Raw genomic sequence first — 26,236 nt, 5'->3', positions numbered from 1 at the left:
CCTTTAAAAAAGGGGGCAGGCGTTCGCGTAGCGAACGACGGGGGATTTGCCCGCCTGCCCGTAAAGGAAACCCATGACTGAATCCCGCATCCGCAAGGTCGTCATCGCCGGCGGCGGTACGGCAGGCTGGATCGCCGCGACCGCGCTGTCGCACCAGTTCCGCGACCAGCTCGAAATCGTGCTGATCGAATCCGAGCAGATCGGCACGATCGGTGTGGGCGAATCCACCATCCCGCCGATCCGCGCCTTCCACCGCTTCGTGCAGATCGACGAGCGCGAGTTCATGCGCGAAGTTGCCTGCACCTTCAAGCTCGGGATTTCGTTCGAGGACTGGCATCGACCGGAAGCGCGCTACTTCCACCCGTTCGGCATCACCGGCCACGGGACGATGGCCTGCGAGTTCCACCACTTCTGGCTCGACAGTCTCCGCCGCGGTATGGCGTCAGACATCGGCGATTTCTGCCTTGAGTCAGTGGCCGCGCGAGCACAGCGCTTTGCTCTGTTGCAACAACCAGAAATCAACTACGCCTACCACCTGGACGCCGGGATGTACGCGCGCTTCCTGCGCCGCATCGCCGAGCGCCACGGCGTTACCCGCATCGAAGGAAAGATCCGCGACGTCAGGCAGGATCCCGGATCCGGTTTCGTCGAAGCGCTGACGCTGGAAGACGGCCAGGTCGTCGACGGCGATCTGTTCATCGACTGCACCGGCTTTCGCGGCCTGCTCATCGAGCAGACCCTGCAGACCGGTTACGAAGACTGGAGCCATTGGCTGCCTTGCGATCGCGCCGTGGCATTGCAGACCGAAGCAGTCGGCCCACCGGTGCCGTACACGCGCGCGATCGGGCATGAAGCGGGCTGGCGCTGGCAGATTCCGCTGCAGCACCGCGTCGGCAACGGACTCGTGTATTCGAGCAGGCACATGTCGGACGACGAAGCGATCACGAAGTTGCTGCGCGACGTCGAAGGCAGGCCGCTCATCCAGCCGCGTGTCGTTCCGTTCCGCACCGGACGCCGGCTGCGCATGTGGAATCGCAACGTGGTCGCGCTTGGACTGGCGAGCGGCTTCGTCGAGCCACTGGAGTCGACCAGCATCCACCTGGCCATCACCGGCGTGATCAGCCTGATCCATCTTTTCCCCTTCGCCGGGATAGCGCCTTCGTTGGTCGACCGCTACAACGAGGTCACGCGCGCCGAGCTGGAACACGTTCGCGACTTCATCGTCCTGCATTACCACGCCAACGAGCGCGAAGAGCCCATGTGGAAGCAGTGCCGCGAGATGGAATTGCCCGAATCGCTCGCGGCCCGCGTAGACGCGTGGCGCGAGCGCGCCCATGCATGGCAGGAACCCAACGAACTGTTCCGCGTCGATTCGTGGTTGCACGTGATGCTGGGGCAGGGGCTGCAACCTGCGCAGCATCATCCGCTGGCGCGTGCCTTGTCCGACGACGACATGCGCAGGCTGCTGGCATCGATCCGGCAACCGATCGAACAGGCGGTTGCGAAGATGCCGTCGCAACAGGATTTCATCGAGCGCTATTGCAAGGCCGGACCCGAGGTGTGGGGCGCGAGACAGCCGGCATTGCAGGCCTGAACGTTGCGGTCGCGCAAGCGCGCGACTTGCGGCAAACCTCAAGCAGAGCGGGGATTGACCATGAAGAACGGAAGCAACTTCGCGCACACCGGTGGCGTAGTACTGGTAGCGCTGACACTCGCGTTGAGTGCATGCAAGGGCGGCGACAAACCCGACGCCTCGCAAGCGACGAAGCCGGCAGACGCTTCGCCGTGGCCGCAAGTGACGTGGCCGCTGAAGGAAGATCCCGCGCTGGAGCGCCGCATCAACGATCTGATGGCGACGATGACGGTCGAGGAAAAAGTCGGCCAGCTCGTGCAGGGCGACATCTCAACCATCAAGCCGGAAGACCTGCGCATTTACCGCCTCGGTTCGGTTCTCGCCGGGGGCAATTCCGATCCGGGCGGGCGCTACAACGCGAAGCCCGCGGAATGGCTGGCATTGGCGGACGCGTTCTACGAAGCGTCGATGGATACCTCAAAGGGCGGCAAGGCGATCCCCGTGATGTTCGGCATCGACGCCGTGCATGGGCAGAGCAACATCGTCGGCGCGACGTTGTTCCCGCATAACATCGGCCTCGGTGCGACGCGCAACCCGGAACTGCTGCGCCGTATCGGCGAGATCACTGCTGTCGAAACGCGTGCGACCGGGATGGAGTGGGCCTTCGCGCCGACGGTCGCGGTGCCGCAGGACGATCGCTGGGGGCGTTCATACGAAGGCTATTCGGAATCGCCCGACGTCGTCGCGAGCTACGCGGGCGCAATGGTCGAAGGGCTGCAGGGAAAGCCGGGGGCGCCCGACTTCCTCGATGCCCGCCACGTGATGGTCTCGGTCAAGCACTTCCTTGGCGACGGCGGCACGACCAACGGCAAGGACCAGGGCGACACGCGGGTCAGCGAAGGCGAGCTCGTGCGCATCCACGCCGCGGGCTATCCGCCCGCGATCGCAGCGGGTGCGCAGGCGGTCATGGCTTCGTACAACAGCGTCAACGGCGAGAAGATGCATGGGAACCGTGCTTACCTCACCGATGCGTTGAAGGGGCGGATGAACTTCGGCGGATTTGTCGTCGGCGACTGGAATGGCCACGGCCAGGTGAAGACCTGCACAAACATCAGTTGCGCCGCCGCGATCAATGCCGGCCTCGACATGGCCATGGCGCCCGACAGTTGGAAGGGCTTCTACGAAAGCACGCTAGCGGCGGTGAAGGCAGGCACGATCACGCCGGCTCGCCTGGACGATGCGGTACGCCGCATCCTGCGCGTGAAGTTCCGGCTCGGCCTGTTCGAAGCGGGCAAGCCTTCGCAACGCGTCCTGGGCGGCAAGTTCGAACTGCTCGGCGCGCCCGAACATCGCGCCGTCGCGCGCCAGGCCGTGCGCGAGTCTTTGGTGCTATTGAAGAACCAGGGCGGCCTGTTGCCGTTGAATCCGAAGCAGCACATCCTTGTGGCGGGCGATGGCGCGAACGATGTCGGCAAGCAGGCGGGCGGCTGGACACTCAGTTGGCAGGGCACGGGCACCGCGCGCGCCGACTTCCCCAACGCCGACACGATCTATGAAGGCATCGCGCAGCAAGCGAAGACGGCCGGCGGCGAAGCGGTGCTGTCGGTCGACGGCAAATACAGGAGCAAACCAGACGTCGCCATCGTCGTGTTCGGCGAAAACCCGTACGCGGAGTTCCAGGGCGACATTCCCAACCTGCTGTACAAGCCGGGCAACGATGCAGACCTGGAACTCATCAGGCGGTTGAAAGCCGAGGCTATCCCGGTAGTTGCAGTGTTCCTCAGCGGCCGTCCGTTGTGGATGAATCGCGAGATCAACGCAGCCGATGCGTTCGTTGCGGCGTGGCTGCCGGGTTCGGAAGGCGGCGGCGTTGCCGACGTGCTGCTGCGCAAACCCGATGGAGCCGTGCAGAATGACTTCAAGGGGAAGCTGAGTTTCAGCTGGCCGCGCACGGCCACGCAGTACGCCAACAATGTCGGGCAAAAGGATTACAACCCGCTGTTCGCGTTCGGCTTCGGCCTCACATATGCCGACAAGGGCGATCTCACGCCACTGCCGGAGGAATCGGGGGTGAAGGCGTCGAAGGTCGAAGCCGGCACGTTCTTCGGACGCGGCGAGTTGGCCGATGGTCTGCGCGCCCAGCTCAGCAATGCCTCGGGCGAGAAGGTGGACATCGCGACACTGCCCGCCGCATTGCCCGATGGCAGCCTGCAGATCAGCGCGGTCGATCACCAGGCGCAGGAGGACGCGCGCCGCCTCACGTGGTCCGGCAAACAGGCTGCGACGCTGTCGCTGCTCGCGCAGCCTCCGCAGGATCTCAGCCGCGAAACCAATGGCGACGTGATGCTGGTAATGACGCTGCGCCCGGAACAGGTCCCGGCCGGCGAGGTGTCGCTCGGCGTGACCTGCGGTGAAGGTTGTCGTGCCGCGCTGCCGATCCGCGATGCGCTCGTGAACCTTCCGGCGGGGCAGTGGACCACGCTCGGCGTGCCACTGAAGTGCTTTGCCGCGGTGGGGGCGGACACCAGCAAGCTCGATTCGGTGCTGCAATTGCAAACCAGCAGCAAACTGCAGCTGTCCATCTCGCGCGTGGTGCTCGGTGCGTTGAACGAGGCCCAGCACACGTTGCCCTGCAAGCACTGACGCTGCGTCATCCGGTTGCGGATAAAGGGACTGAGAGGAAGCGCGCCCTGCCGCAAGGGCGCGCCTTCGTAATCTCAGAAGGTGATCGCTGGCTGGACCGGTAGGCAGCACGTGCTTGTATGCTTGGCCCATGGAGAAGCCTGCATCCGGCCCGACACCGGAAGGTCATCGCTCCGGCGTCCAGCCGCGGGGCGGTTATCTCTTGGCATTATTGGTCCTGCTGGGCGCACTGGTCCTGGTGCTGGTCGCATGGCATTACGCGCGTGAGCGGGAAATGCGCGCGGCGGAAGTGCGGTTCGGTACCCGTAGCGCCGAAATAGTCGATCGCCTCTACCAGCGTCTGGTCTACTACGAACTGGTGGCGCGTGGCGGCACCGCGCTGTTTGCTTCGATGGCGCGCCCGACGCCGCAGGAGTGGGCTGACTACGTAGAGAGCATGAACCTGCAACCGCGGTTTCCCGCGACGAGTGGCCTCGGCTTCATCGGTTACGTCAGCAGTAGCAGCCTCGATGATCTGCAGATCGAGTGGCGCGAATCCGGATACGGACAGCTGAATATCAGGCCGCACGGCCTGCGGCCTCGATATGCGCCAGTTCTTTACCTGGAACCGCGCACGCCCGAGAACGTTGCCGCGATCGGACTCGACCTGCTGAACGATCCTGGCAGCCGCGACGCGCTGCAGTCGGCGCTGGAATCCGGCGCGGCGCACTTGAGCGGACCGTCGGCGGGAACCGTTCCTGAGGAGTTGATGCTGTACATCCCGGTCTTTCGCGGTGGCGACCATCCGCACACGGCATCGATGCGGGAAAAGTCATTGCAGGGCTGGGTCTACCTGCCTTTCGACATCGGGCGTTACGTAACGCTCGCGATGGGCAAGGAATACGACAACGTCGGCCTGCGCATCTATGACGTGAGTGCGGGCGAACAGTTGTTGTTCGCAAGCAGGCGCAAGGAAGAGAACTCGGTCTTTCACCACCAGGCCACCCTCGAGGTTTACGGCCGCAAATGGCGCATGGAATTCGACTCGCCACCGGAAGCCATCGCCGCGCCGCGCATCCGCGGTTTCGAGAACATGCTCGCGCTGGGCCTCCTCGCGAGCCTGCTTCTGTATGGGATGGTGTTCACGCTGGCGCGCACGGAAGACCGCGCGAAGGCCATTGCGATGAGGCTCACCGAGAACTACCGCCGCAGCGAACAACGCTTCCGCAGTTCCATGGAGTACTCCGCGATCGGCAAGGCGCTCCTCGATAGCGAAGGCCGCATCGTCGAGGCCAATCCCGCACTGGGACGCATCGTCGGGCGCAGCCTGGACTCCCTGGCCGGGCAGCCGTTCGACTCGCTTTTCGAAGACGAAGAGCAATCGCTGCTTCCACGAGACGATGGAAGAGTCGACGAAAATGGCGTGCGCCGCGCCACGCGCCTGCTGCGTCGTGAAGGCGGGCTGCCGCGCCAGGCACAGCTTACTTATGCGCCGGTGCCCGGCAATGTCGGCCAGGACGTGACCGGACTGGTGCAGGCCGAAGACGTCACCGAGCGCGTGCGTGCACAGGCGCACGTCCAGGCCCTCAACCGCACGCTCGAAGCGCGCGTTGCAGCGCGAACCCGCGAGCTGAGCCAGGCCAACCAGGAACTTGAGTCCTTCGCCTACAGCGTGTCGCATGATCTCCGCGCTCCGCTGCGCTCGATCGATGGCTTCAGTCGGGTATTGCTGGAGCGCTACGGCGAACAGCTGGACGAAGGTGGACGCGACTACCTGCACCGCGTGCGCAAGGCCGCTGCGCGCATGGGCGAACTGATCGAGGCGATGTTGCAGATCTCCAGGCTGGGACGCGCCGAGTTGCGCCGCGAAACCGTCGACCTGAGCCGCATGGCGACCGAAATCATCGAAGACCTCGCCGCCGGCGAACCGGGGCGCAGCGTGGCGGTCCACATCATGCCGGGACTGGAGGTAACAGGAGATGCCACGCTGCTGCATAACCTGCTGGGCAACCTGCTCGGCAACGCTTGGAAATTCACGCGCGGGCGCGAACACGCACTGATTGAATTCGGCGCGGTGGACCATAGCGATGGCGAACCGGAGTTCTACGTGCGCGACAACGGCGCGGGGTTTTCGCAGGCTTATGTCGGCAAGCTCTTCCGGCCATTCCAGCGCCTGCATTCGCAGGAGGAATTCAGTGGCCACGGCATTGGCCTGGCGTCGGTCCGGCGCATCGTCGAACGCCACGGCGGGCGCATACGCGCCGAAGGTCGCGAGGACGAAGGGGCGGTGTTCTACTTCACATTGCCCGCCGCCGGCGAAGTCATGGCCGAACAGCGGCTCATGACCTGAGCAGGCTCACGCGTTCTTGTTGTGGCGGCGCAGCACCCGCTGTTTCTCGCGTGCCCAGTCGCGTTCCTTGCTCGCTTCGCGCTTGTCGTGCGTCTGCTTGCCCTTGGCCAGCGCGATCTCGGCCTTCACCTTGTTGCCTTTCCAGTAGAGCGCGGTCAACACGACGGTGTAGCCTTCGCGTTGCACGCGGCCGATCAGGCGATCGATCTCGCGACGGTGAAGCAGGAGCTTGCGTGTACGCCGGTCCTCGGCAACCACATGCGATGATGCCGAGATGAGCGGGGTGATCTGCGAACCGTACAGGAACATCTCGCCCTCGCGGATCATCGCGTAGGCATCGACGATGTTCGCGCGGCCAGCGCGGATGGCCTTGAGCTCCCAGCCTTGCAGGGCGAGTCCGGCCTCGAAGCGTTCTTCGAGGTGGTATTCGTGGCGGGAGCGCTTGTTCAGCGCAATCGTCTTCACCGCCGGGCCGCCGGCAGCTGCCTTTCCTTTATCCTTGCCGGTCTTGTTACTGGAATTCTTTGCCATCGCACCATTGTCCCATGCCGGTGACGTGATGCGCACCGATCGGAACACACCCACGCCGATGCCCACGATCCGCCGCTCCGCCCTGGTCGAACATTCCGCCGCGCGCATGTTTGCGCTGGTCAACGATGTTGCCGCGTATCCGCGCCGCTTCGACTGGTGCGATTCGGCGCAGGTGCTCGAGGCGGACGACGAGCATATGGTCGCCCGCCTGGACCTCGGCCTCGGTGCGCTGCGCACGTGGTTCACCACCCACAACACACTCAAGGCGCCGCACCACATCGACCTGAAGCTGGTGGATGGACCGTTTCGCAAGTTGAGCGGACGCTGGGAATTCCATGCCCTCGACGAGTCCGCGTGCAAGGTCACCTTGACGCTCGATTTCGAGCCGGCGGTCAAGCTGCTCGGGCCGGCCATGGCGGTGGGCTTCCAGAGCCTGGCCGACCGCATGGTCGACGACTTCGTGCGCATTGCCGACCGGCCGGAAGAAATGGACACGGCGTCGTGAAGATCGAGCTGCTGCGCGCGTGGCCTCGCCGCTTCGAGCAGATCGAGCGGGAATTACCCGCAGGTGCGACCGTACGCGAAGCCGTGGTGGCCGCAGGATGGGGCGATGATCCCGAAACGGTAGCGTACGCGGTGTTCGGCCAGCGCGTCGACGCCGATGCGGTATTGCGCGACGGAGATCGGATCGAACTGCTGCGCCCGCTGCTGGCGGATCCGAAGGAAGCGCGCAGGCAGCGCGTGGAAGACCGCCGGCGGTTGTCGAAGAAGTAAACGTGCCAGCCCGGTGGCTCCTGTGCCGGACTTGCCAGGACAAAGATGGACATAAAAAAAGCGGAGCCAGGCTCCGCTTTTTTCATTCACGCGCCGGGATCAACGGCCGCGCTTCTTCTTGTCCTTGTCCTTCGCGAGGTTGCGGCCGAACTGCCTCGGTGCGGCTTTCGCCAGCTGCTCGTCCTGTTCCGGGAAGTATTCGCCTTCCCAGCGGGCGAGGGTGTCGCCTTCGAAGTAGAGGGTGAAATTCTTGATATCCGTGCGACCAATGCGGCCCACGCGCTGGCTAGCGGTGTAGTCCCAGCGTTCGTGGTGGAACGGGTCCTCGATCGAGGGCGTGCCCAGCAGCACCAGCACCTGTTGCTTGCTCATGCCGGCCTGCAACTGGTCGACGTTGGTCTTTTCGAGCAGGTTGCCCTGGTAGATCGGTTGCTTGTAGAGGATGCCGCAGCCCGCGGTGGACAGGGCAACGATAAGGACCAGCAGAAGCTTGCGCATCGTGTTCTTCGCGACAGGCGGGCAGTAGAAACAGGGGCCGATGATACACTGAAGTGGTCATCAAGCTGCCGGGGCGTGGACGCGTTCATCCACCGTTCCGGCCATTCTGACGGTGTCGGCGGCTTGCGGTGAGTCGGCGAAAGGCCGCCGGAACAGGATCAGCAACAGCGATCAGGAACAGAAGGAACCCCATGGAATCCGAAGACCTTCGCAACGCCGGGCTCAAGGTGACCCACCCGCGCCTGCGGATCCTGTCGCTGCTCGAGCAGGCCAAGCCGCGACACATGACGGCCGAAGACATCTACCGCCATCTGCTGGAGCACGGCGAGGACATCGGGCTGGCGACGGTCTATCGCGTGCTCACGCAGTTCGAAGCCGCGGGACTGGTGCTCAAGCACAACTTCGAGGCCGGGCAGTCGGTGTATGAGCTGGACCGGGGCCATCACCACGACCACATGGTCGATATCGATACTGGCAAGATCACCGAATTCGAGAGTGCCGAGATCGAAGAATTGCAGCGGAAGATTGCCGCGCAGCACGGGTATGAAATCGAAGAGCACTCGCTGGTGCTGTACGTGCGCAGGAAGCGCTGATCAGCGGTCATCGATCACCGCGCTTCGCTTCCTCGATCACCAAGCGGAGCTTGCTTCGCTGCTCCCGTTTTCGTGAGGCTGACTCCTGCAAGCTTTTGCTTACCTGTGACGAGGCACGCTTGATCGCGCGCGTTGCACGAGGGGCAAACCGAGCAGGCCGGCGATATTGCGCTGCAGTACGGACCGGTGGCCGGGCAACGCCGATCTGGTCGGCGCGCCCTTGCCAAGGTTATCGGTTATGAAAGTCTTCGCCTGGCCTGGTGCAGACGACGGAGCCGTAGACGATCGAGCAGTTGTAGGTGGAGCCCTTGTAAGTCGCCTTGTAGGTGGTCTCGTGCAGCCACCCGCCGATGTCCGTGACGCTTATGTGGGCGCGGTCAGTGTTGAAGTAGGTCGCCGTTTTTGCGGCTATGGCGTCCTCGTTAGTGGCACCGTTCATGACGCCGGCGACTGCCGCACAGCCCGACAGGGACAGTATCGGAGCGATGGCAGTCAACGAGATGAGGCGCAGAAAAAGATTCATTGATTCTCTCCATGAAGTTGAAAAGCTTCCATATGCGGGTACAGCAGCTTGTGCGTTGCGGTGTCTTCCGATGCCGCTGTGCTGTGCCAGAGATTTGGCAGACGTTCCGAAAGCCAGGGCTTCAACAATTCTGTGCCCGCAAAATCCCAGCGTCACTAGGACTTTGCCGCGATCGTCGGTCAGTCAACATCCGCCAGCAATCGCTTGGCGGCCGCGCGTGCCTCGCGCGTGAGTTCCACGCCACCGAGCATGCGCGCAAGTTCCTCTTCCCTCTGTTTCGCATCGAGTGATTGCACTGCGCTCTGGGTGACCCCTTCGCTGGCAGCCTTGCTCACCCGATAGTGCGCGTGGCCCTGCGCGGCGACCTGTGGAAGATGGGTTACGCAGAGCACCTGCCGCGAGGCACCGAGTGCGCGCAGCTTCTGTCCGACGATCTCCGCGACACCGCCGCCAATGCCGGAATCGACTTCGTCGAACACCATCGTCGGCACCGCATCCAGTCCCAGGGCCGCGACTTCGATCGCCAGCGAAATGCGTGAAAGTTCGCCGCCCGATGCGACCTTGCGCAATGGTCGCGCGGGTTGCCCGAGGTTGGCTGCGACCAGGAACTCAGCGCGTTCGCCGCCCTGCGGATCCGGACGTTCGATTTCGATCGGTTCCAGTGCAACTTCGAAACGGCCGCCGCCCATGCCCAGTTCGGCGATCAGCGCGGACGTATCCCTGGAAAGCGCGGTGGCTGCTTCGCGACGCTTCACGCCGAGCACGCCGGCGGCCTTGCGCCATTGAGCTTGCGCGTTGCTGATGTCGCCATCGAGTTTCTGCAGGCGCTCGTCGGCACCGCGCAGGCGATCGAGTTCTTCGGCGATCGAGTCGCGCTGCGCGGCGAGTTGCTCAGCCGGAACGCGATGCTTGCGCGAAAGTTCATGGATGCGCCCGAGCCGGCGTTCGAGTTGCGCGAATGCATCCGGATCGACGTCGAGATCGCTGCGCACGCGGTCGAGCAGGGCGAGCGCTTCGTCGATCTGGATGGCGGCGTTGTCGAGCATCGCATCGACTTCGGTGAGTCGCGGCTCGTGTTCGGCGACGCGTTGCAGTTCGCTGCGCACGTGGTGGAGTGCGCGCGAGAGCGATGGCGCTTCATCGCCCCCGAGTTGCGCGAATGCCCCGTCGCATGCCGCGATCAGGCCTGCAGCGTGAGCATGCCGCCGGTGGTCGGCATGCAGCTTTGCCAGCGAATCCGCATCCAGCGTTTCGCGGTCTAGTTCGGCCAACTGGTGTTCGAGCCAGCCGATGCGATCAGAGACATCACCCTGGGCGAGGAGGGCGTCGCGTTCGCGCAACAGGTCGGTCCATGTCTTCGCCGCGGCGGCGACGGCCGCCAGTTCGCGATCGGCGCGGCCGTAGGCATCGAGCAGGGCAAGCTGGCTCGAACGTGCCAGCAGGGCCTGGTGCTCGTGCTGGCCATGGATCTCCACGAGCAGCCCGGCGAGTTCGGTCAGCTGGCTGACGGTCACGGGGCGCCCATTGATCCATGCACGGGAGCCGCCATCGGCGCGGATCACCCGGCGTATCTGGCATGCGGCCCCGGCGCTGCCGCCACCGTCGGCTTCGTCGAGATCGTTCTCGCGCAGCCAGGCGAGTGCGGGTGCGGTGTCTTCAAGGGTGAATTCCGCGGTGAGCTCCGCGCGTTCCGCACCGTGGCGGACCACGCCGCTGTCCGCTCGCAGGCCGGACAGCAGGCCAAGCGCATCCACGAGCAGCGACTTGCCGGCGCCGGTTTCGCCGGAGATGACGGTGAGGCCGCGGCCGAAGGCGAGTTCGGCGCTGCGGACGACGGCGAAATCCTTGATGGCGAGATGGGCGAGCATGGGGCGGGATTGTAAGGGTGACCGGTTCGGGAGATCGGGCAAACGGCGCCATGTTTAGCCGTTTCCCGTCTCACAAAATGAAACAGGAGCTTGGCGAACGCTTGCGCGGCCCCGCGACCGGCTCTATATGGCATGCATGAGCCGCCACCCTGCCGACCTGGCCATCCTTGACCCCCGTGCGCGGCAACTGCTCCGCACGCTGATTGGGCGTTACATCCAGAGCGGCGAACCCGTGGGTTCGCAGACGCTGGCCCGGCACGCCGGACTCGACGTGAGCGCGGCGACGATCCGTAACATCCTTTCGGACCTGGAGGAGCTCGGTTTGCTCAGCGCGCCGCACACCTCGGCGGGCCGCATTCCAACCGCGCAGGGTTACCGGTTGTTCGTCGATTCGCTGCTGCAGGTCAGGCCATTGCCAGAGGGCGACGTCGCGCGGCTTCGCAGCGAGTTGCCGGCAGGATCGGGCACACAGGCGCTGCTCGGGAGCGCGTCGGAGCTGTTGTCGGCGATGACGCACTTCGTCGGCGTGGTGAGCGTACCCAGGCGCGAGCAGTTCGCGTTCCGCCGCATCGACTTCGTGCCGCTGGACGGGCAGCGCGTCCTCGCGATCCTGGTGTTCGCCGACAACGAGGTGCAGAACCGCATCATCCAGACGCGCCGGCCCTACGATGCCAGTGAACTCGAGCGCATCGCCAACTACCTCAACAGCCATTTCGCCGGTCGCACGCTGCCCGACATCCGCGCCAACCTGCTGCGCGAGCTGCGCAGTGCGCGCGACGAAATGGAAACGCTGCTCACGCAATCAGTGGAACTGGCCGAACAGGTCCTCGCGCCCGGCAACGACGACATGGTGCTGGCAGGGCAGACGCGGCTGATGGGGGTGCAGGAACTCGCCGACCTCGACCGCCTGCGCGAACTGTTCGAGGCCTTTGCCCGCAAGCGCGAGATCCTGCAGTTGCTGGAGCGCACGGTGCGTGCACCCGGCGTGCGCATCTTCATCGGTGAAGAAACGGGCCTGGCTCCGCTCGAAGGGATGTCCTTGGTTTCCGCCCCGTACGCGGCAGGCGGACAGGTTTTGGGCGTACTGGGCGTGATCGGTCCCAGCCGCATGGCTTATGACCGCGTGATTCCCGTGGTCCAGGCCGCAGCCGAAGCGCTGGGCGCCGCGATCCAGTCGGACGCTTCCACCTGAGTGGGTTCCAGGACTAGCCGACTGGATTCCGGAGCCAGCGGGCTGGAATCCGGGACCGGCCGGCTGGGCTTCGGAACCGGCTGACACCTAGCTGACGGGAATTTCTGACCAGCTGACTGGATTCCGGATCCAGCTGACTGGAATCGACCGACTGGAGTCCAGGACCATCCGACCGGACTCCGAAACCGTCGACCGCATTTCCCCGGAATGGCGGCGCTTGAATCGCGTTCGCGGCGGCCCCATTGCTGACCTGTGCGCACTTCGCGCAAGGCAGACCTACGCACGATGACGACCGAACCGATGCAAGAAGCCACCGGCGACAACGCCGTCAACAATTCCGAGAACACTCCGAATCCGCAGGCCGCCGAACTGGAGGCATTGCGCGCCGAAGTAGCCCAACTGCGAGAGGAGTCGCTGCGCGAGCGTGCCGATCTCGAGAACCAGCGCCGCCGCCTGGCCCGGGATATCGAGATGGCCCGCAAGTTCGCCAACGAGCGCCTGCTCGGCGAACTGCTTCCGGTGATCGACAGCCTCGAAGCGGGCCTGTCGGTGAAGGCCGATACCGCGCAGCACCTGCGCGAAGGCATGGAGCTGACATTGAGGCAGCTCCTCAAGGTGGCTACGGATAACGGCCTGGTCGCCGTGGATCCGGCGGGCCAGCCCTTCAATCCCGAACACCACCAGGCCATGAGCATGGTCGACGGCGGCGGCCATCCGCCCGGGACCGTGGTGCAGGTCTACCAGAAGGGTTGGCTGCTGAACGACCGCCTGCTGCGCCCCGCGCTGGTGACGGTCAGCAAGCACGATTGACGCCCCGGCGCGCCTGAACCCTTGAACCGCGCAAAGCCATCCCCCAGATAGCGCACAGCAGCGGTCACGCACCGCCTTCAACGAAACAAGATTCGCAAGAGGAAATACCAATGGCAAAGATCATCGGCATCGACCTGGGCACGACGAACTCGTGCGTGGCGATCATGGAAGGCGGCAAGGCTCGCGTCATCGAGAACGCCGAAGGCGATCGCACCACGCCGTCGATCGTGGCTTTCACCAAGGACGGCGAAGTCCTGGTAGGCGCGTCGGCCAAGCGCCAGGCCGTCACCAATCCGAAGAACACGTTCTATGCGGTGAAGCGCCTGATCGGCCGCAAGTTCACCGACGCCGAAGTGCAAAAGGACATCGGCCTGGTTCCCTACAAGATCGCCCAGCACGAGAACGGCGATGCCTGGGTGGAAACCGCCGACGGTAGGAAGATGGCGCCGCAGCAGGTGTCGGCTGAAGTGCTGGCCAAGATGAAGAAGACCGCCGAGGCCTACCTGGGCGAGACGGTCACCGAAGCGGTCATCACCGTGCCCGCGTACTTCAACGACAGCCAGCGCCAGGCGACCAAGGACGCCGGCAAGATCGCGGGCCTCGACGTCAAGCGCATCATCAACGAGCCGACCGCGGCCGCGCTGGCCTATGGCATGGACAAGAAGGGCGGCGACCGCAAGATCGCGGTCTACGACCTCGGCGGCGGCACCTTCGATATCTCCATCATCGAAATTGCTTCGGTCGACGGCGAAATGCAGGTCGAAGTGCTCTCCACCAACGGCGATACGTTCCTGGGCGGCGAGGACTTCGACAAGCGCGTCATCGACTACCTCGTCGAGGAATTCAACAAGGACCAGGGCATCGACCTGCGCAAGGACCACCTCGCCCTGCAGCGCCTGAAGGACGCCGCGGAGCGCGCGAAGATCGAGCTCTCGTCCGCGCAGCAGACCGAAGTGAACCTGCCGTACGTGACGGCGGATGCGACCGGCCCCAAGCACCTCAACATCAAGCTGACCCGCGCCAAGCTCGAATCGCTGGTCGACGACCTGGTGAAGAAAACCATCGAGCCGTGTCGCGTCGCGCTGAACGACGCCGGCCTGCGTGCGTCGGAGATCGCCGAGGTCATCCTCGTCGGCGGCCAGACCCGCATGCCGCGCGTGCAGCAGGCGGTGACCGAGTTCTTCGGCAAGGAGCCGCGCAAGGACGTCAACCCGGATGAAGCCGTAGCCGTGGGCGCCGCGATCCAGGGCGGCGTGCTCGCTGGCGACGTCAAGGACGTGCTGCTGCTCGACGTGACGCCGCTGTCGCTGGGCATCGAGACGCTCGGTGGCGTCTTCACCAAGATCATCGAGAAGAACACCACGGTGCCGACCAAGGCCTCGCAGGTGTTCTCTACCGCCGACGACAACCAGTCCGCCGTGACCGTGCACGTGCTGCAGGGTGAGCGCGAGCAAGCCCGCTACAACAAGTCGCTGGCCCGCTTCGACCTCGCCGGCATCGACGCCGCGCCGCGCGGCATGCCGCAGATCGAGGTGTCGTTCGACATCGACGCCAACGGCATCGTGCACGTGACCGCGAAGGACAAGAAGACCGGCAAGGAACAGAAGGTCGAGATCAAGGCCGGTTCCGGTCTGTCCGAGGACGAAATCGCGAAGATGGTGCAGGACGCCGAGGCGCACCGCGAAGAGGACAAGAAGTTCCACGAACTGGTGCAGGCCCGCAACCACGCCGATGGCCTGATCCACGCCGCGCGCAGTGCGATCAAGGAGCATGGCGAGAAGGTGCCGGGTGACGCGATCGGTCGTGCCGAGGGCGCCATTGCCGAACTCGAGACCGCGATGAAGGGCGACGACAAGGGCCAGATCGAAGCCAAGTCGAAGGCGCTGGAAGAAGCCGCGCAGTCGCTGTTCGCCGCCGCTTCGGCCGGGCAGGCGGGACCGGACATGGGCGCTGGTGCCGCAGGCGGTGCGTCGTCGCAGGACGATGTCGTCGATGCCGAGTTCACCGAAGTCAGGGACGAAGACAAGAAGTCCTGAGGGCCTTGCGCGTAAGGCAATAGGCAAACAGACGGGCAGGCCATGGTCTGCCCGTCGGTGTTTGGAAGCATTGGGGAATGACGGCAGCAGCGATGAGCAAGCGCGACTATTACGAAGTCCTGGGCGTGGCCCGCGACGCCAGCGACGAAGACCTGAAGAAGGCCTATCGCCGCTGTGCGATGAAGTACCACCCGGACCGCAATCCGGGAGACCACGCGGCCGAGGCTTCGTTCAAGGAGTGCAAGGAAGCCTATGAAGTGCTTTCCGACGCCTCCAAGCGCCGCATGTATGACCAGCACGGCCATGCAGCGTTCGAACACGGCATGGGTGGCGGTGGTGGCGGTGCAGGTGCGTACGCCGACATGGGCGACATCTTCGGCGACATCTTCGGCAACATCTTTGGAGGCGGCGCCGGCGGAGCGCGCGGACCGCGCCGCGGTGCCGACATCGGTTACGTGATGGAGCTGTCGCTGGAGGAGGCCGTCGGCGGCATCGAGAAGAAGATCGAGATACCGACCCTCGACGAGTGCGACACCTGCAAGGGCACGGGATCGGCGGACGGCAAGCTGGAGAATTGCGGTACCTGCCATGGTCGCGGCCAAGTCCGATTCCAGCGCGGCATCTTCTCCATGCAGCAGACCTGTCCGCACTGCGGCGGACGCGGCAAGATCATCACCAACCCGTGCGGCGACTGCCATGGCCAGGGCCGGGTCGAACGCACCAAGACCCTGCAGGTCAAGATTCCCGCGGGCGTCGACAACGGCGACCGCATCCGCCTGGCAGGCGAGGGCGAAGCTGGTCCCGCGGGCGCGCCGCCCGGCGACCTCTACGTCGAAATCCGCGTGCGCCCACACGAGATCTTCGAACGCGACGGCGACGACCTGCATTGTGACGTGCCGATCCGCATCTCGCAGGCGGCACTCGGCGATATCGTCCGCGTGCCCACGCTCGACGGCGAAGTCGAACTGCGTATTCCCAGCGAAACGCAGACCGGCAAGCAGTTCCGCCTGCGCGACCGCGGCGTGAAGTCCGTGCGCAGCCGGGCCCCGGGCGATCTCTATTGCCGTGTGGTGGTGGAAACGCCGGTGAACCTCACCGCTGAACAGCGCGAGTTGCTCGAGCAGTTCGAGCTGACATTCAGCGGCGACGGTGCGCGCAAGCATTCGCCGCGTTCGTCGACCTTCATTGATGGCGTGAAGGGCTTCTGGGATCGCATGACGTCCTGACGAGGCGCCCTGTGCAAGTGCGCGTCGAGGCGCTAGCCTGCCGCGCATGAGCACCCCGATCCGAATCCTCATCCACGGCGCCTCCGGCCGCATGGGCCAGGCGTTGCTGCGACTCGCGAGCGAACGGCCCGACCTCGAAGTCATTGGCGCGGTATCGCGCAAGGTCGCGTCGCGCGTGATCGATGGCATTCCCCAGTTCGCGACCAGCGAACTCGGAGGCGTGCCGGCATTCGACGTCGCCATCGACTTCAGCCTTCCCGAAGGATTCGACGCCATCCTGGATACCTGCCGCTCGCGCCGCGCGGCACTGGTGTCGGGGACTACCGGACTCTCCGAACTGCAGGGGCAGGCGATACGAGCCGCAACGGCGGAAATTCCGGTGCTGTGGTCGGCCAACTTCAGCCTTGGCGTTGCCGTGCTGAGCGATCTCGTCGAGCGCGCGGCTTCCGCACTGCAGGGATGGGACTGCGACATCGTCGAATCGCATCACGTCCACAAGAAAGACGCGCCGTCGGGGACTGCGCTCGCGCTGGGCGCTTCAGCCGGGAAGGGCGGCGCGGAGCCCCGCTACGCGTCGCTGCGTGCCGGCGACATCGTGGGTGAGCACCTGGTCCAGTTCACCTCACTTGGCGAGCGGATCGAACTGGTGCACCGCGCCACCAACCGCGACATTTTCGCCCGTGGCGCCCTGCACGCGGCTTCCCGCCTGGCGCAACGGGCGCCGGGGCAGTACCGGCTGCGGGATCTGCTCGATTGAATTTCGAATGCGCGGAGTGTGATGGGCCGCACGTTCCGACAGCCGGGGTTGCGCCGGGCCGAAGGGACGCGACAGCTTCATGATCTGCGTCACCACGCTGTCGGTTCAGGTCGCTAGGATGTCGGCTGAACCGGGGGATAACGCATGACCACGCAGGGAGATCCGTTTCCGACAGGAAGCCGCGATCCGCAATTACTGCTGGCCGCGATGCAGCGCATCAGCCAGGAACAGCTGGGGCTCGCGCTCGAACGCATCCTGCGTCGCGCGGACGATTATCTGTTCGATAGCAGCAACAACGGCGGCGGTGCCGAACTGACGGCACTCCGCGACCTGCGTCGCGCGCGCGCGCAGATCGGGCAGCGTTTCGATCAGGCCATTGCCGAGGCTTTCCGCCGGCTGCAGGAAGCGCCCATGGGCGCGCGCGCGGTCGATGCCTCATCGCTCAGCCTCGTGTCCGACGAAGCCCTTGAGGAGCAACTGGCGACCGAGCAGGTCATCGATGGCCTCGGCCGTTACCACGCACCCGCGCTCGAGCTGCTGGAAAAACGCCTGGCCGCGTTGAGCGAGCGTCCGGTGTTGGGAGCACGCGACAATCCCGTCGGCCCGAAATTCCTTGCCGAAGCACTCGGAAACTCGCTGACGGCGCTTGATGTCAGCACGAGTGTCCGCATCGTGCTGTACAAGTTCTTCGAGCGGGACCTCTCCGCTTCGCTCGCACCGCTCTACGACCGTCTGAATTCCGGCCTGGTTGCGGCAGGCATCCTGCCGCACATCAAGGCGACCAAGCGGGCCGAACCGCTTCCGCAGCCGAACCAGCCTGCGGACACGTCCACCGCGGACCCAGCCACCGTCGCGGTCGCCAATGCCGTCGCCACGCAGTTCGGCATGACCGGCCCGGGCGACCAGGCCATGTTCTCCAACCTGCTGGGATTGTTGCAATCGTGGCGCCAGGCCATGAATCCCGCACGCGCTGCCGAGGCCGGACCCGCCATCAGCAGTTCGGACGTGATGACGGTGCTCTCGCTTCTCCAGCGCGAACCGCCGCGGCCGTACGAGCAGGGCACTGCCGATTCACGCGTGCCACTGGCAGAACAGCTGCGTCGCGACCTGCTCTCGGGTGCCCGCCGCCTCGGAATGGGCGGCGACAACGTCGCTCTCTCCGAAGTCGACGAGGACGCCGTCGACCTCGTCGGCATGCTGTTCGACGTGCTGCTCGACGAGCGCCATTTCGAACCCGACGTGCGCAGCAAGATCAACCGCCTGCTCGTGCCCTACATCAAGGTCGCGGTGAAGGACCGCCGGTTGTTCCTCTACAAGGCCCACCCCGCCCGACGTCTGCTCAACGCCGTGGCGGAGGCGAGCGAGGGCAATCGCGGCGAGAGCCCGCAGGAACGCGAGCTCATGGCGCGCGTCGACGGCACGATCGAGCGCCTGGTCGCCGAGTTCAACGAAGATGTCGCGATTTTCGAGACGCTCGAGCAGGAGCTCCGTGGCTTCATGGAGCAGCACCACAAGCGCATCGAACTGACCGAACGCCGCGCCGCGGAAGCGCAACGCGGCAAGGAGCGGCTCGAACAGGCGCGCGAAGGTGTTTCGGTCGACCTCGCAGTCAGCCGCGATACGCGGGAGTTGCCTCCGGCGCTCGACGCCTTCATCAACCAGTACACCGCGCACCACCTTGCCCAGGTCATTCTGCGCGAAGGCAAGGAGGCGCCGCGTTATGCCGAAGCAATTGATGCGGTGACTTGCCTGCTGGTGAGTTTCGACCACGCCGAACTGGGCGTGCCCCCCGACAAGCTGCCTGAACTGCCGCGTCCCACGCTGCTTTCGATCCTGGAAAGCTCCGGCATCCTCGGACATGCGGCGGACGAAATCCTCACGACGCTGCAGCGCACCTTCCAGCGCGTCTCCGCCGGCGAAAGCGTGGCGGCGATCGCCGAGCAGCTTCCGGCGTCGCCGATTCCAGCCGCTCCGGGACCAGCGGCGGATTCCGCGGAATTGCAACTGGTCGCGGGCAACGCAACACTCGACTTCGACCCTGCCATGGCTGAGCGCATGCGTGCGCTCGAAATCGGCACCTGGGTGCAGCTGACCAGCGAAAGCGGCCGCGTGGAGCCGGCCAAGGTCTCGTGGATCAGCCCGATCTCATCACGCCTGCTGTTCGTGAACCGGCGCGGCATCCGTGTTCTCGTCGCCTCCGCCGAGGAACTCGCGGCGATGGCACGACTCGGCCGCCTGCAGCTGCGTGAAGCGGATACGGCGTTTGACGATGCCATGCACCAGGTGATGGGAAGGCTGAAAGCCGTCGCTCCAGCCCCGATAAGCCCTCCCGAAGGCGCGACCACCACCTAGCGCACGATCATCATCGGGCACGCAGCCGCAAGGCTGCGAAATTTGTGCTGGCGTATCAGTGGCGTCACCACTACAATTCCCGCTCGCCTGAACCCCGCCCGCCGGACCGGTCCAACCCGAGTCCGCGGTTTGCTGCAACCTGCGTTTGCCTGACGGCGAATCCGCGCGTTGCCGGCCTGGTGGGGTCAGTCCCCCAGCTGCCAAGGCGATCCCCGTGACAGAACCCGCAATCCTTGCACTCGAAGACGGCACGATCTTCGAGGGCATTTCCGCAGGCGCGCCCGGCCTTTCGGTCGGCGAGGTGGTCTTCAACACCGCCATCACCGGCTACCAGGAAATCCTCACGGATCCTTCCTACGCCCGCCAGATCGTCACGCTGACGTATCCGCACGTCGGCAACACCGGCATGACCGAGCAGGACGACGAAGCGCGCCAGGTCTGGGCTTCCGGCCTGATCGTGCGCAACGTGCCGCGTCGCCCGAGCAACTGGCGCAGCCAGGTGTCGATGCCCGAATGGCTTGCCAAGCGCGGCATCGTCGCGATTTCCGACATCGACACGCGCAAGCTGACGCGCCTGCTGCGCGACACCGGCGCGCAGAACGGTGCGCTGATGGCGGGCGCCGCTCCTAATGAGAGCCTCGACGTGGACAAGGCACTCGAAGCCGCGCGCAAGTTTCCCGGCCTGAAGGGCATGGACCTCGCGAAGGTTGTCACCACCCCGACCGCGTACGAGTGGCAGGACGGCCAGTTGGACCTCGACAACAACGTCTTCGTCCATGCCGATCCGAAGTTCCATGTCGTGGCCTACGACTTCGGCGTGAAGCACAACATCCTGCGCATGCTTGCCGAGCGCGGCTGCCGCGTGAGCGTCGTGCCTGCGCAGACATCGGCCGCGGACGTGCTGGCGATGAACCCAGACGGCGTCTTCCTCTCGAACGGTCCAGGCGATCCCGAGCCCTGCGACTACGCGATCAACGCGATCCGCGAGTTCGTCGATCGCAAGGTTCCGACCTTCGGCATCTGCCTCGGCCACCAGCTGCTCGGCCTCGCCAGCGGTGCGAAGACGATGAAGATGAAGTTCGGCCACCACGGCGCGAACCACCCCGTGCAGGACCTCACCGGTGGCCGCGTGATGATCACCTCGCAGAACCACGGCTTCGCGGTCGACGAGCACACGTTGCCCGCGAACGTCCGCGTGACCCACCGGTCGCTGTTCGACGGCAGCAACCAGGGCATCGAACTGACCGACGCACCGGCCTTCAGCTTCCAGGGACATCCGGAAGCGAGCCCGGGTCCGCACGATGTCGGACCGCTGTTTGATCGCTTCGTCGAATCCATGCGTCGCGCTTGAGCAGGCCGCGCCGCTACTCCGTTCCGTCCATCTGAAAAGGGGAGTTTTAGTGGGCAAGATCGCGGGCTTTTTCTCCAGGGTTCCGTGGCCGCTTCGGATCATCGTGGCAGTCGGACTTCTGTATCTGGGATTGCGCATCGCCGTATGGAGCATGGTCGAGGAACTGACCGACACGGCGTCCGAAATCATGGACATCGAGTACGGCGGCAGCTTCTTCAACTGGCAAGGCCATTTCGGCGTCAAGGACGTAACCGTCACGCATTACGACGGCGAGGGGCAGGCGAGTAAGACCTATGCCATGGATCGAGTCGTGATCCGGCCGTCGAGTCCCTTCTGGCTGTTGCGCAACAGCTTCTTCATGCCTTCGAAGTACATGCCCGACGAAATCGGCGTGACGCTTGAGGGTCTTCGGGACACTGCCGATACCGACGATACGCCCGGCAACTACACCAACCTTCCGTACGACGCGATGGGGTGCACCGACTACCTGTTGACCCGGAATCAGATCCGGGCGATGGGTTTGAAGGAGCTGCGCCGCGACGTGCACGTACGGATCGACCGCCAGTCGACGCAGTCGGTAAACGTGGGTTACGCGCTCGAAACCGCGGGCGTCGGCAAGTTGTCTCTGGACACCACCGTCGACATGGAATGGCCGGTCCGTACGAAAAACCTGATTGTGGAGCTGGGCGAGGCGCCGCTGCGTTCGGCCAGCCTGACCATCACCGACCAGGGGTTCGTCGGTGTGCGTAATGCAGCCTGCGCGAAGGAGCATGGCATGGGTGCCAATGCATTCGCGGACTACCACATGCAGGAAGTGCGCCGGCGCCTGGCGGAGGAAAACCTGTCGTACGGTGAAGCCGCGCTCCAGCAGTACGCCGCATTCGCGAAGGAAGGCCAGCAGCTGGTGATCCGTAGCTCGGGGCCGGCGAACCTGACCTTCGGCCAGTTCATGGGAATGAACTTCCTCCAGAAGATGCAGGCGTTCCCGCTGCAGATTGCTGCGAGTGGGGCGAATCCGTCGTCGATGCAGGTCGTGTGGAGCGGGCCCGGTCCCAACAGTCGCGCGGCTGGTGGGACGGCGCCGGTTCCTGCGCAGGCGAATGCCACTCCGGTACAGGTAGTGCAGACAGCGGCGGTCGAGCTTCCCAAGCCCGGTGCGGAGGTGGCATATCAACAGGCGGCCGCCCTGCTCGGGCAGCACATCGAAGTCAGCACGCGCCTGGGAACCCAGCGACGCGGCATCCTGCGTGCTTACCTGCCGCAGGTGCTGACCCTGGAGCTGGACAAGGAAGAGGGCGGTTTCACCCTCACGGTCTATTCCGACGATGTCGCGGGCATCCGTTACACCCCGGTTGCGGGCGTGTCGAACTGAAACCATGGAGAGAGCGACCGCCAACAGGGAACCCAGGCGCTTCCGGCGCCGGATGTTCATTGTTGGCGTGTTGCTCGGCATGTACCCGGCATTCGTGATGACTGCGACGTATTTGCGGTTCTTCGAAGCCGACCTGCCGGGAGGTCGCAACGGCCCGGCCGATGCGTATCGCCATTCGCTCGCCAGTGCCATCGTCGCCTACACCCTGTCGCCGCGCTGCGTCGACTGGGTGACGGCCGTGATGGAGCGGGGCGGTGAAGGAAACGCCGCACGTGCGATGGACGCGCACAACAACCAGCTCGGTGCGCGCATCGGCGCGACCGCCGGAAGCTGGAACACCATGCAGCAGGCCGTGCTTGCTGCCGTGAAGAATGGAGCGATCGATGCACGGTCGCCCGAACAGATCACCTGGCTCGCGCCCAGCGCGTGGCAGGAACGACTTTACTGAGGACACCATGCCCAAGCGCACAGACATCAAGACCGTAATGATCATCGGCGCGGGCCCGATCGTGATCGGACAGGCCTGCGAGTTCGACTATTCCGGCGCCCAAGCCTGCAAGGCCCTGCGCGACGAGGGCTATCGCGTGGTGCTCGTGAACAGCAATCCCGCGACGATCATGACCGACCCGAACATGGCCGACGCCGTGTACATCGAGCCGATCAACTGGCAGACGGTCGAGAAGATCATCGCCAAGGAAAAGCCCGATGCGCTGCTGCCCACCATGGGCGGCCAGACCGCGCTGAACTGCGCGCTGGACCTCGCCGACAACGGCGTGCTGGAGAAGTACAACGTCGAGCTGATCGGCGCCTCCCGCGATGCGATCCGCATGGCGGAAGACCGTGAGCTGTTCCGCGTCGCGATGAAGGAAATCGGCCTGGAGTGCCCGAAGGCCGAAGTCGCGCACACGCTGGAAGAAGCGATCGATATCCAGACGCGCGTGGGTTATCCAACCATCATCCGTCCGTCGTTCACCCTTGGCGGCAGCGGTGGCGGCATCGCCTACAACCGCGAGGAACTGATCGAGATCGTCAACCGCGGCCTCGAACTATCGCCGACCACCGAAGTGCTGGTCGAAGAATCGGTGCTGGGCTGGAAGGAATTCGAGATGGAAGTGGTCCGCGACAAGGCGGACAACTGCATCATCGTCTGCTCGATCGAGAACTTCGACGCGATGGGCGTACACACCGGTGACTCGATCACCGTCGCGCCCGCGCAGACGCTCACCGACAAGGAATACCAGCGCCTGCGCGACGCCTCGATCGCGGTGTTGCGCAAGATCGGCGTGGACACCGGCGGCTCGAACGTGCAGTTCGGCATCAACGCCACGAACGGCCGCGTCGTCGTGATCGAGATGAACCCGCGCGTGTCGCGTTCGTCCGCGCTGGCGTCGAAGGCGACCGGTTTCCCGATCGCGAAGATCGCCGCGAAGCTCGCGGTGGGCTACACGCTGGACGAGCTGCGCAACGAGATCACCGGTGGCCTGACGCCGGCTTCGTTCGAGCCGACCATCGACTACGTCGTCACCAAGATCCCGCGCTTCGCCTTCGAAAAGTTCCCCCAGGCCGACGCACGCCTCACCACGCAGATGAAGTCGGTGGGCGAAGTGATGGCGATGGGCCGCACTTTCCAGGAATCGCTGCAGAAGGCGCTCCGTGGACTCGAAACCGGCAAAGTCGGCCTCGACCCAACCGGCCTGGATCTGGCAAGCGAAGACGATCTCGCGATCCTGCGTCGCGAACTGAAGGAGCCTGGCCCGGAACGCATGTTCCACATCGGCGACGCCTTCCGCGCGAGCATGAGCGTCGAAGACGTGCATGCGCTGTCGTTCGTCGATCCGTGGTTCCTCGACCAGATCGAGGAAATCATCGCGTGCGAAAAGGAAGTCGCGGCCAATGGCATGGCTTCGCTCGACGCAAAGCGCATGCGTGCGCTCAAGCGCATGGGTTTCTCCGACGCGCGGATTGCGCAACTCACGAATACCGACGAAACCGCCGTGCGTACATTGCGCCGCGCGCTCAAGGTGCGGCCCGTGTACAAGCGCGTGGATTCGTGCGCGGCCGAATTCGCCACCAGCACCGCCTACCTGTACTCGACCTACGAGGACGAGTGCGAGGCCAACCCGACCGATCGCAACAAGATCATCGTGCTCGGCGGTGGCCCGAACCGCATCGGCCAGGGCATCGAGTTCGACTACTGCTGCGTGCATGCCGCGCTCGCCCTGCGCGAGGACGGCTATGAAACGATCATGGTCAACTGCAACCCGGAAACCGTGTCCACCGATTACGACACGTCCGACCGCCTGTACTTCGAACCGCTGACGCTCGAGGACGTGCTGGAGATCTGCGATCTCGAGAAACCAAAGGGCGTGATCGTGCAATACGGCGGCCAGACGCCGCTGAAACTCGCGCGCGCGCTCGAAGCCAACGGGGTGCCGGTGATCGGCACGTCGCCGGATTCGATCGACCTGGCCGAAGATCGCGAGCGCTTCCAGCAGCTGGTGCAGGAACTGGGCCTCGCCCAGCCGCTCAATCGCACCGCCCGCAATCCCGAGGAAGCGCTGCGGCTCGCTTCGCAGATCGGCTATCCGCTGGTCGTGCGCCCCAGCTACGTGCTCGGTGGCCGCGCGATGGAGATCGTGCATTCGGATGCCGACCTGACGCGCTACATCCGCGACGCGGTGAAGGTGTCGAACGATTCGCCGGTGCTGCTCGACCGCTTCCTCGACAACGCGGTGGAAGTCGACGTCGACGTGATCGCCGACAAGGACGGCAACGTGCTGATCGGCGGCGTGATGGAGCACATCGAGGAAGCCGGCGTGCATTCGGGCGACTCCTCGTGCTCGCTGCCGCCTTACTCGTTGACGAAGGAAGTGCAGGAAAAACTGCGCGAGCAGGTTGTCGCGCTTGCCAAGGCACTGAACGTCGTCGGCCTGATGAACACGCAGTTCGCGATCACCTTCGACGAGGAGGGCAGGGACACTGTCTATCTGATCGAAGTGAATCCGCGCGCCTCGCGCACCGTGCCGTTCGTGTCCAAGGCGACCGGCATGCCGCTGGCGAAGATCGCCGCGCGTTGCATGGTCGGGCAGACGCTGGCCGAACAGGGCGCGACGAAGGAAATCATTCCCAGCTACTACTCGGTCAAGGAAGCGATCTTCCCGTTCGCCAAGTTCCAGGGCGTCGATCCGATCCTCGGCCCGGAAATGCGTTCGACCGGCGAAGTGATGGGCGTCGGCCGCAACTTCGGCGCGGCGATGGCACGCGCGCAGGAAGCGGGCGGAATCAAGGCGCTGCCAGCCTCGGGCAAGGTCTTCGTTTCCGTTCGTGATCCGGACAAGAAGCGGGTCCTGCCGGTGGCGCAGGATCTGGTCAAGCGCGGCTACGCGTTGGTGGCCACGGAAGGCACGCACGCCTTCCTCACCGCCAACGGCATCGAGTGCGAGCGCATCAACAAGGTGCTCGAAGGCCGCCCGCACATCGTCGACCTGATCAAGAATGGCGAGATCGTCTACATCATCAACACCACGGAAGGCCGCCAGGCGATCACCGACTCGTTCTCGATCCGCCGCGAAGCGCTGCAGCAGCGCGTCACGTACTCGACGACGGTTTCCGGCGCGCGTGCGCTGGTGAACTCGCTCGATTACCGCGGCACCGGGCCAGTGTGGTCGCTGCAGGAACTCCACGCCGAAGTGAATGGCGCGGCTTGATCGTCTGCATGCGCCATCCCGGATAGCCGGGATGACGCCCCGGCCGAACTGAGACAGAATCGGCTCCAGCAAAGGCCGCCTCACGCGCGGCCGCACGGAAA

20 protein-coding genes are annotated in these 26,236 nt (G+C 64.8%); 16 read left to right on the top strand and 4 right to left on the bottom strand.

Annotation, left to right across the window (positions count from 1 at the left end; genetic code table 11):
- Positions 1-73: 73 nt before the first annotated feature.
- The 3 genes from ASD14_RS07920 to ASD14_RS07910 all read left to right on the top strand — a co-directional run bounded on the left by ASD14_RS07920 (position 74) and on the right by ASD14_RS07910 (position 6,545).
- The gene (locus ASD14_RS07920) at positions 74-1,594 is read left to right on the top strand and encodes a tryptophan halogenase family protein (RefSeq protein WP_056131365.1); all 1,521 of its coding nucleotides are present in this window, start codon (positions 74-76) and stop codon (positions 1,592-1,594) included.
- A gap of 60 nt (positions 1,595-1,654) precedes the next feature.
- Positions 1,655-4,216 carry an exo 1,3/1,4-beta-D-glucan glucohydrolase gene (locus ASD14_RS07915; RefSeq protein WP_056131362.1) on the top strand — a complete coding sequence of 854 codons (2,562 nt, stop codon included), beginning with the start codon at positions 1,655-1,657 and terminating at the stop codon, positions 4,214-4,216.
- A gap of 130 nt (positions 4,217-4,346) precedes the next feature.
- Complete coding sequence (locus ASD14_RS07910; RefSeq protein ID WP_082538812.1) at positions 4,347-6,545, top strand: CHASE domain-containing protein; 2,199 nt, start codon at positions 4,347-4,349, stop codon at positions 6,543-6,545.
- Between the two features lie 6 nt (positions 6,546-6,551).
- On the opposite strand, the gene smpB is transcribed toward ASD14_RS07910, so the two are convergent.
- Positions 6,552-7,076: an SsrA-binding protein SmpB gene (gene smpB, locus ASD14_RS07905; protein ID WP_056131356.1), complete on the bottom strand. Its 525-nt coding sequence runs from the start codon at positions 7,074-7,076 to the stop codon at positions 6,552-6,554.
- Between the two features lie 58 nt (positions 7,077-7,134).
- Between smpB and ASD14_RS07900 the strand changes: the two genes are divergently transcribed.
- Both ASD14_RS07900 and ASD14_RS07895 read left to right on the top strand, forming a co-directional pair.
- Positions 7,135-7,581, top strand: a complete 447-nt coding sequence (locus tag ASD14_RS07900; RefSeq protein WP_056132321.1) for a type II toxin-antitoxin system RatA family toxin — start codon at positions 7,135-7,137, stop codon at positions 7,579-7,581.
- Positions 7,578-7,850 (top strand): RnfH family protein, encoded by a 273-nt coding sequence (locus tag ASD14_RS07895; RefSeq protein ID WP_056131353.1) that lies wholly within the window; start codon positions 7,578-7,580, stop codon positions 7,848-7,850. The genes ASD14_RS07900 and ASD14_RS07895 overlap by 4 nt, the downstream gene beginning before the upstream one ends.
- A gap of 99 nt (positions 7,851-7,949) precedes the next feature.
- Here the strand turns inward: ASD14_RS07895 and bamE are convergent, their stop codons facing one another.
- Positions 7,950-8,348 (bottom strand): outer membrane protein assembly factor BamE, encoded by a 399-nt coding sequence (gene bamE / locus ASD14_RS07890; protein ID WP_056131350.1) that lies wholly within the window; start codon positions 8,346-8,348, stop codon positions 7,950-7,952.
- A 191-nt stretch (positions 8,349-8,539) separates the two neighbouring features.
- Between bamE and fur the strand changes: the two genes are divergently transcribed.
- Positions 8,540-8,941: a ferric iron uptake transcriptional regulator gene (gene fur, locus ASD14_RS07885; RefSeq protein WP_056131347.1), complete on the top strand. Its 402-nt coding sequence runs from the start codon at positions 8,540-8,542 to the stop codon at positions 8,939-8,941.
- Positions 8,942-9,170: 229 nt separating this feature from the next.
- Here the strand turns inward: fur and ASD14_RS07880 are convergent, their stop codons facing one another.
- Both ASD14_RS07880 and recN read right to left on the bottom strand, forming a co-directional pair.
- Complete coding sequence (locus tag ASD14_RS07880) at positions 9,171-9,464, bottom strand: hypothetical protein (protein WP_056131344.1); 294 nt, start codon at positions 9,462-9,464, stop codon at positions 9,171-9,173.
- A 179-nt stretch (positions 9,465-9,643) separates the two neighbouring features.
- On the bottom strand, positions 9,644-11,332 hold the full coding sequence (gene recN / locus ASD14_RS07875) for a DNA repair protein RecN (protein ID WP_056131340.1): 1,689 nt from the start codon (positions 11,330-11,332) through the stop codon (positions 9,644-9,646).
- Positions 11,333-11,495: 163 nt separating this feature from the next.
- Here recN and hrcA point away from each other — a divergent pair, with 163 nt between their 5' ends.
- The 10 genes from hrcA (at position 11,496) to carB (ending at position 26,135) form a co-directional block, all read left to right on the top strand.
- Positions 11,496-12,524, top strand: a complete 1,029-nt coding sequence (gene hrcA, locus ASD14_RS07870) for a heat-inducible transcriptional repressor HrcA (RefSeq protein ID WP_157475232.1) — start codon at positions 11,496-11,498, stop codon at positions 12,522-12,524.
- A 285-nt stretch (positions 12,525-12,809) separates the two neighbouring features.
- Positions 12,810-13,334, top strand: coding sequence for a nucleotide exchange factor GrpE (gene grpE, locus ASD14_RS07865; RefSeq protein WP_304438266.1), 525 nt, complete (start codon positions 12,810-12,812; stop codon positions 13,332-13,334).
- A gap of 110 nt (positions 13,335-13,444) precedes the next feature.
- Complete coding sequence (gene dnaK / locus ASD14_RS07860; RefSeq protein ID WP_056131333.1) at positions 13,445-15,370, top strand: molecular chaperone DnaK; 1,926 nt, start codon at positions 13,445-13,447, stop codon at positions 15,368-15,370.
- A 92-nt stretch (positions 15,371-15,462) separates the two neighbouring features.
- Positions 15,463-16,596: a molecular chaperone DnaJ gene (gene dnaJ / locus ASD14_RS07855; RefSeq protein ID WP_056131330.1), complete on the top strand. Its 1,134-nt coding sequence runs from the start codon at positions 15,463-15,465 to the stop codon at positions 16,594-16,596.
- A gap of 46 nt (positions 16,597-16,642) precedes the next feature.
- Positions 16,643-17,353 (top strand): 4-hydroxy-tetrahydrodipicolinate reductase, encoded by a 711-nt coding sequence (dapB, locus tag ASD14_RS07850; protein WP_082538811.1) that lies wholly within the window; start codon positions 16,643-16,645, stop codon positions 17,351-17,353.
- Positions 17,354-17,497: 144 nt separating this feature from the next.
- A complete protein-coding gene (locus tag ASD14_RS07845) occupies positions 17,498-19,705 on the top strand; it encodes a DUF1631 family protein (RefSeq protein WP_056131324.1) in 2,208 nt (735 codons plus the stop codon).
- A 214-nt stretch (positions 19,706-19,919) separates the two neighbouring features.
- Entirely contained in the window at positions 19,920-21,056 is a 1,137-nt protein-coding gene (gene carA, locus ASD14_RS07840) for a glutamine-hydrolyzing carbamoyl-phosphate synthase small subunit (RefSeq protein WP_056131321.1), read from the top strand.
- Between the two features lie 103 nt (positions 21,057-21,159).
- A complete protein-coding gene (locus ASD14_RS07835) occupies positions 21,160-22,428 on the top strand; it encodes a hypothetical protein (protein ID WP_157475165.1) in 1,269 nt (422 codons plus the stop codon).
- 52 nt (positions 22,429-22,480) lie between these two features.
- Positions 22,481-22,876: a hypothetical protein gene (locus ASD14_RS07830; protein ID WP_235565333.1), complete on the top strand. Its 396-nt coding sequence runs from the start codon at positions 22,481-22,483 to the stop codon at positions 22,874-22,876.
- A 7-nt stretch (positions 22,877-22,883) separates the two neighbouring features.
- Positions 22,884-26,135 carry a carbamoyl-phosphate synthase large subunit gene (carB, locus tag ASD14_RS07825; protein WP_056131312.1) on the top strand — a complete coding sequence of 1,084 codons (3,252 nt, stop codon included), beginning with the start codon at positions 22,884-22,886 and terminating at the stop codon, positions 26,133-26,135.
- Positions 26,136-26,236: the final 101 nt, after the last annotated feature.

The sequence above is a fragment of the Lysobacter sp. Root494 genome, from assembly GCF_001427225.1.
GTDB lineage: Bacteria > Pseudomonadota > Gammaproteobacteria > Xanthomonadales > Xanthomonadaceae > Agrilutibacter.
This window is presented reverse-complemented; position numbering and strand designations above follow the sequence as displayed.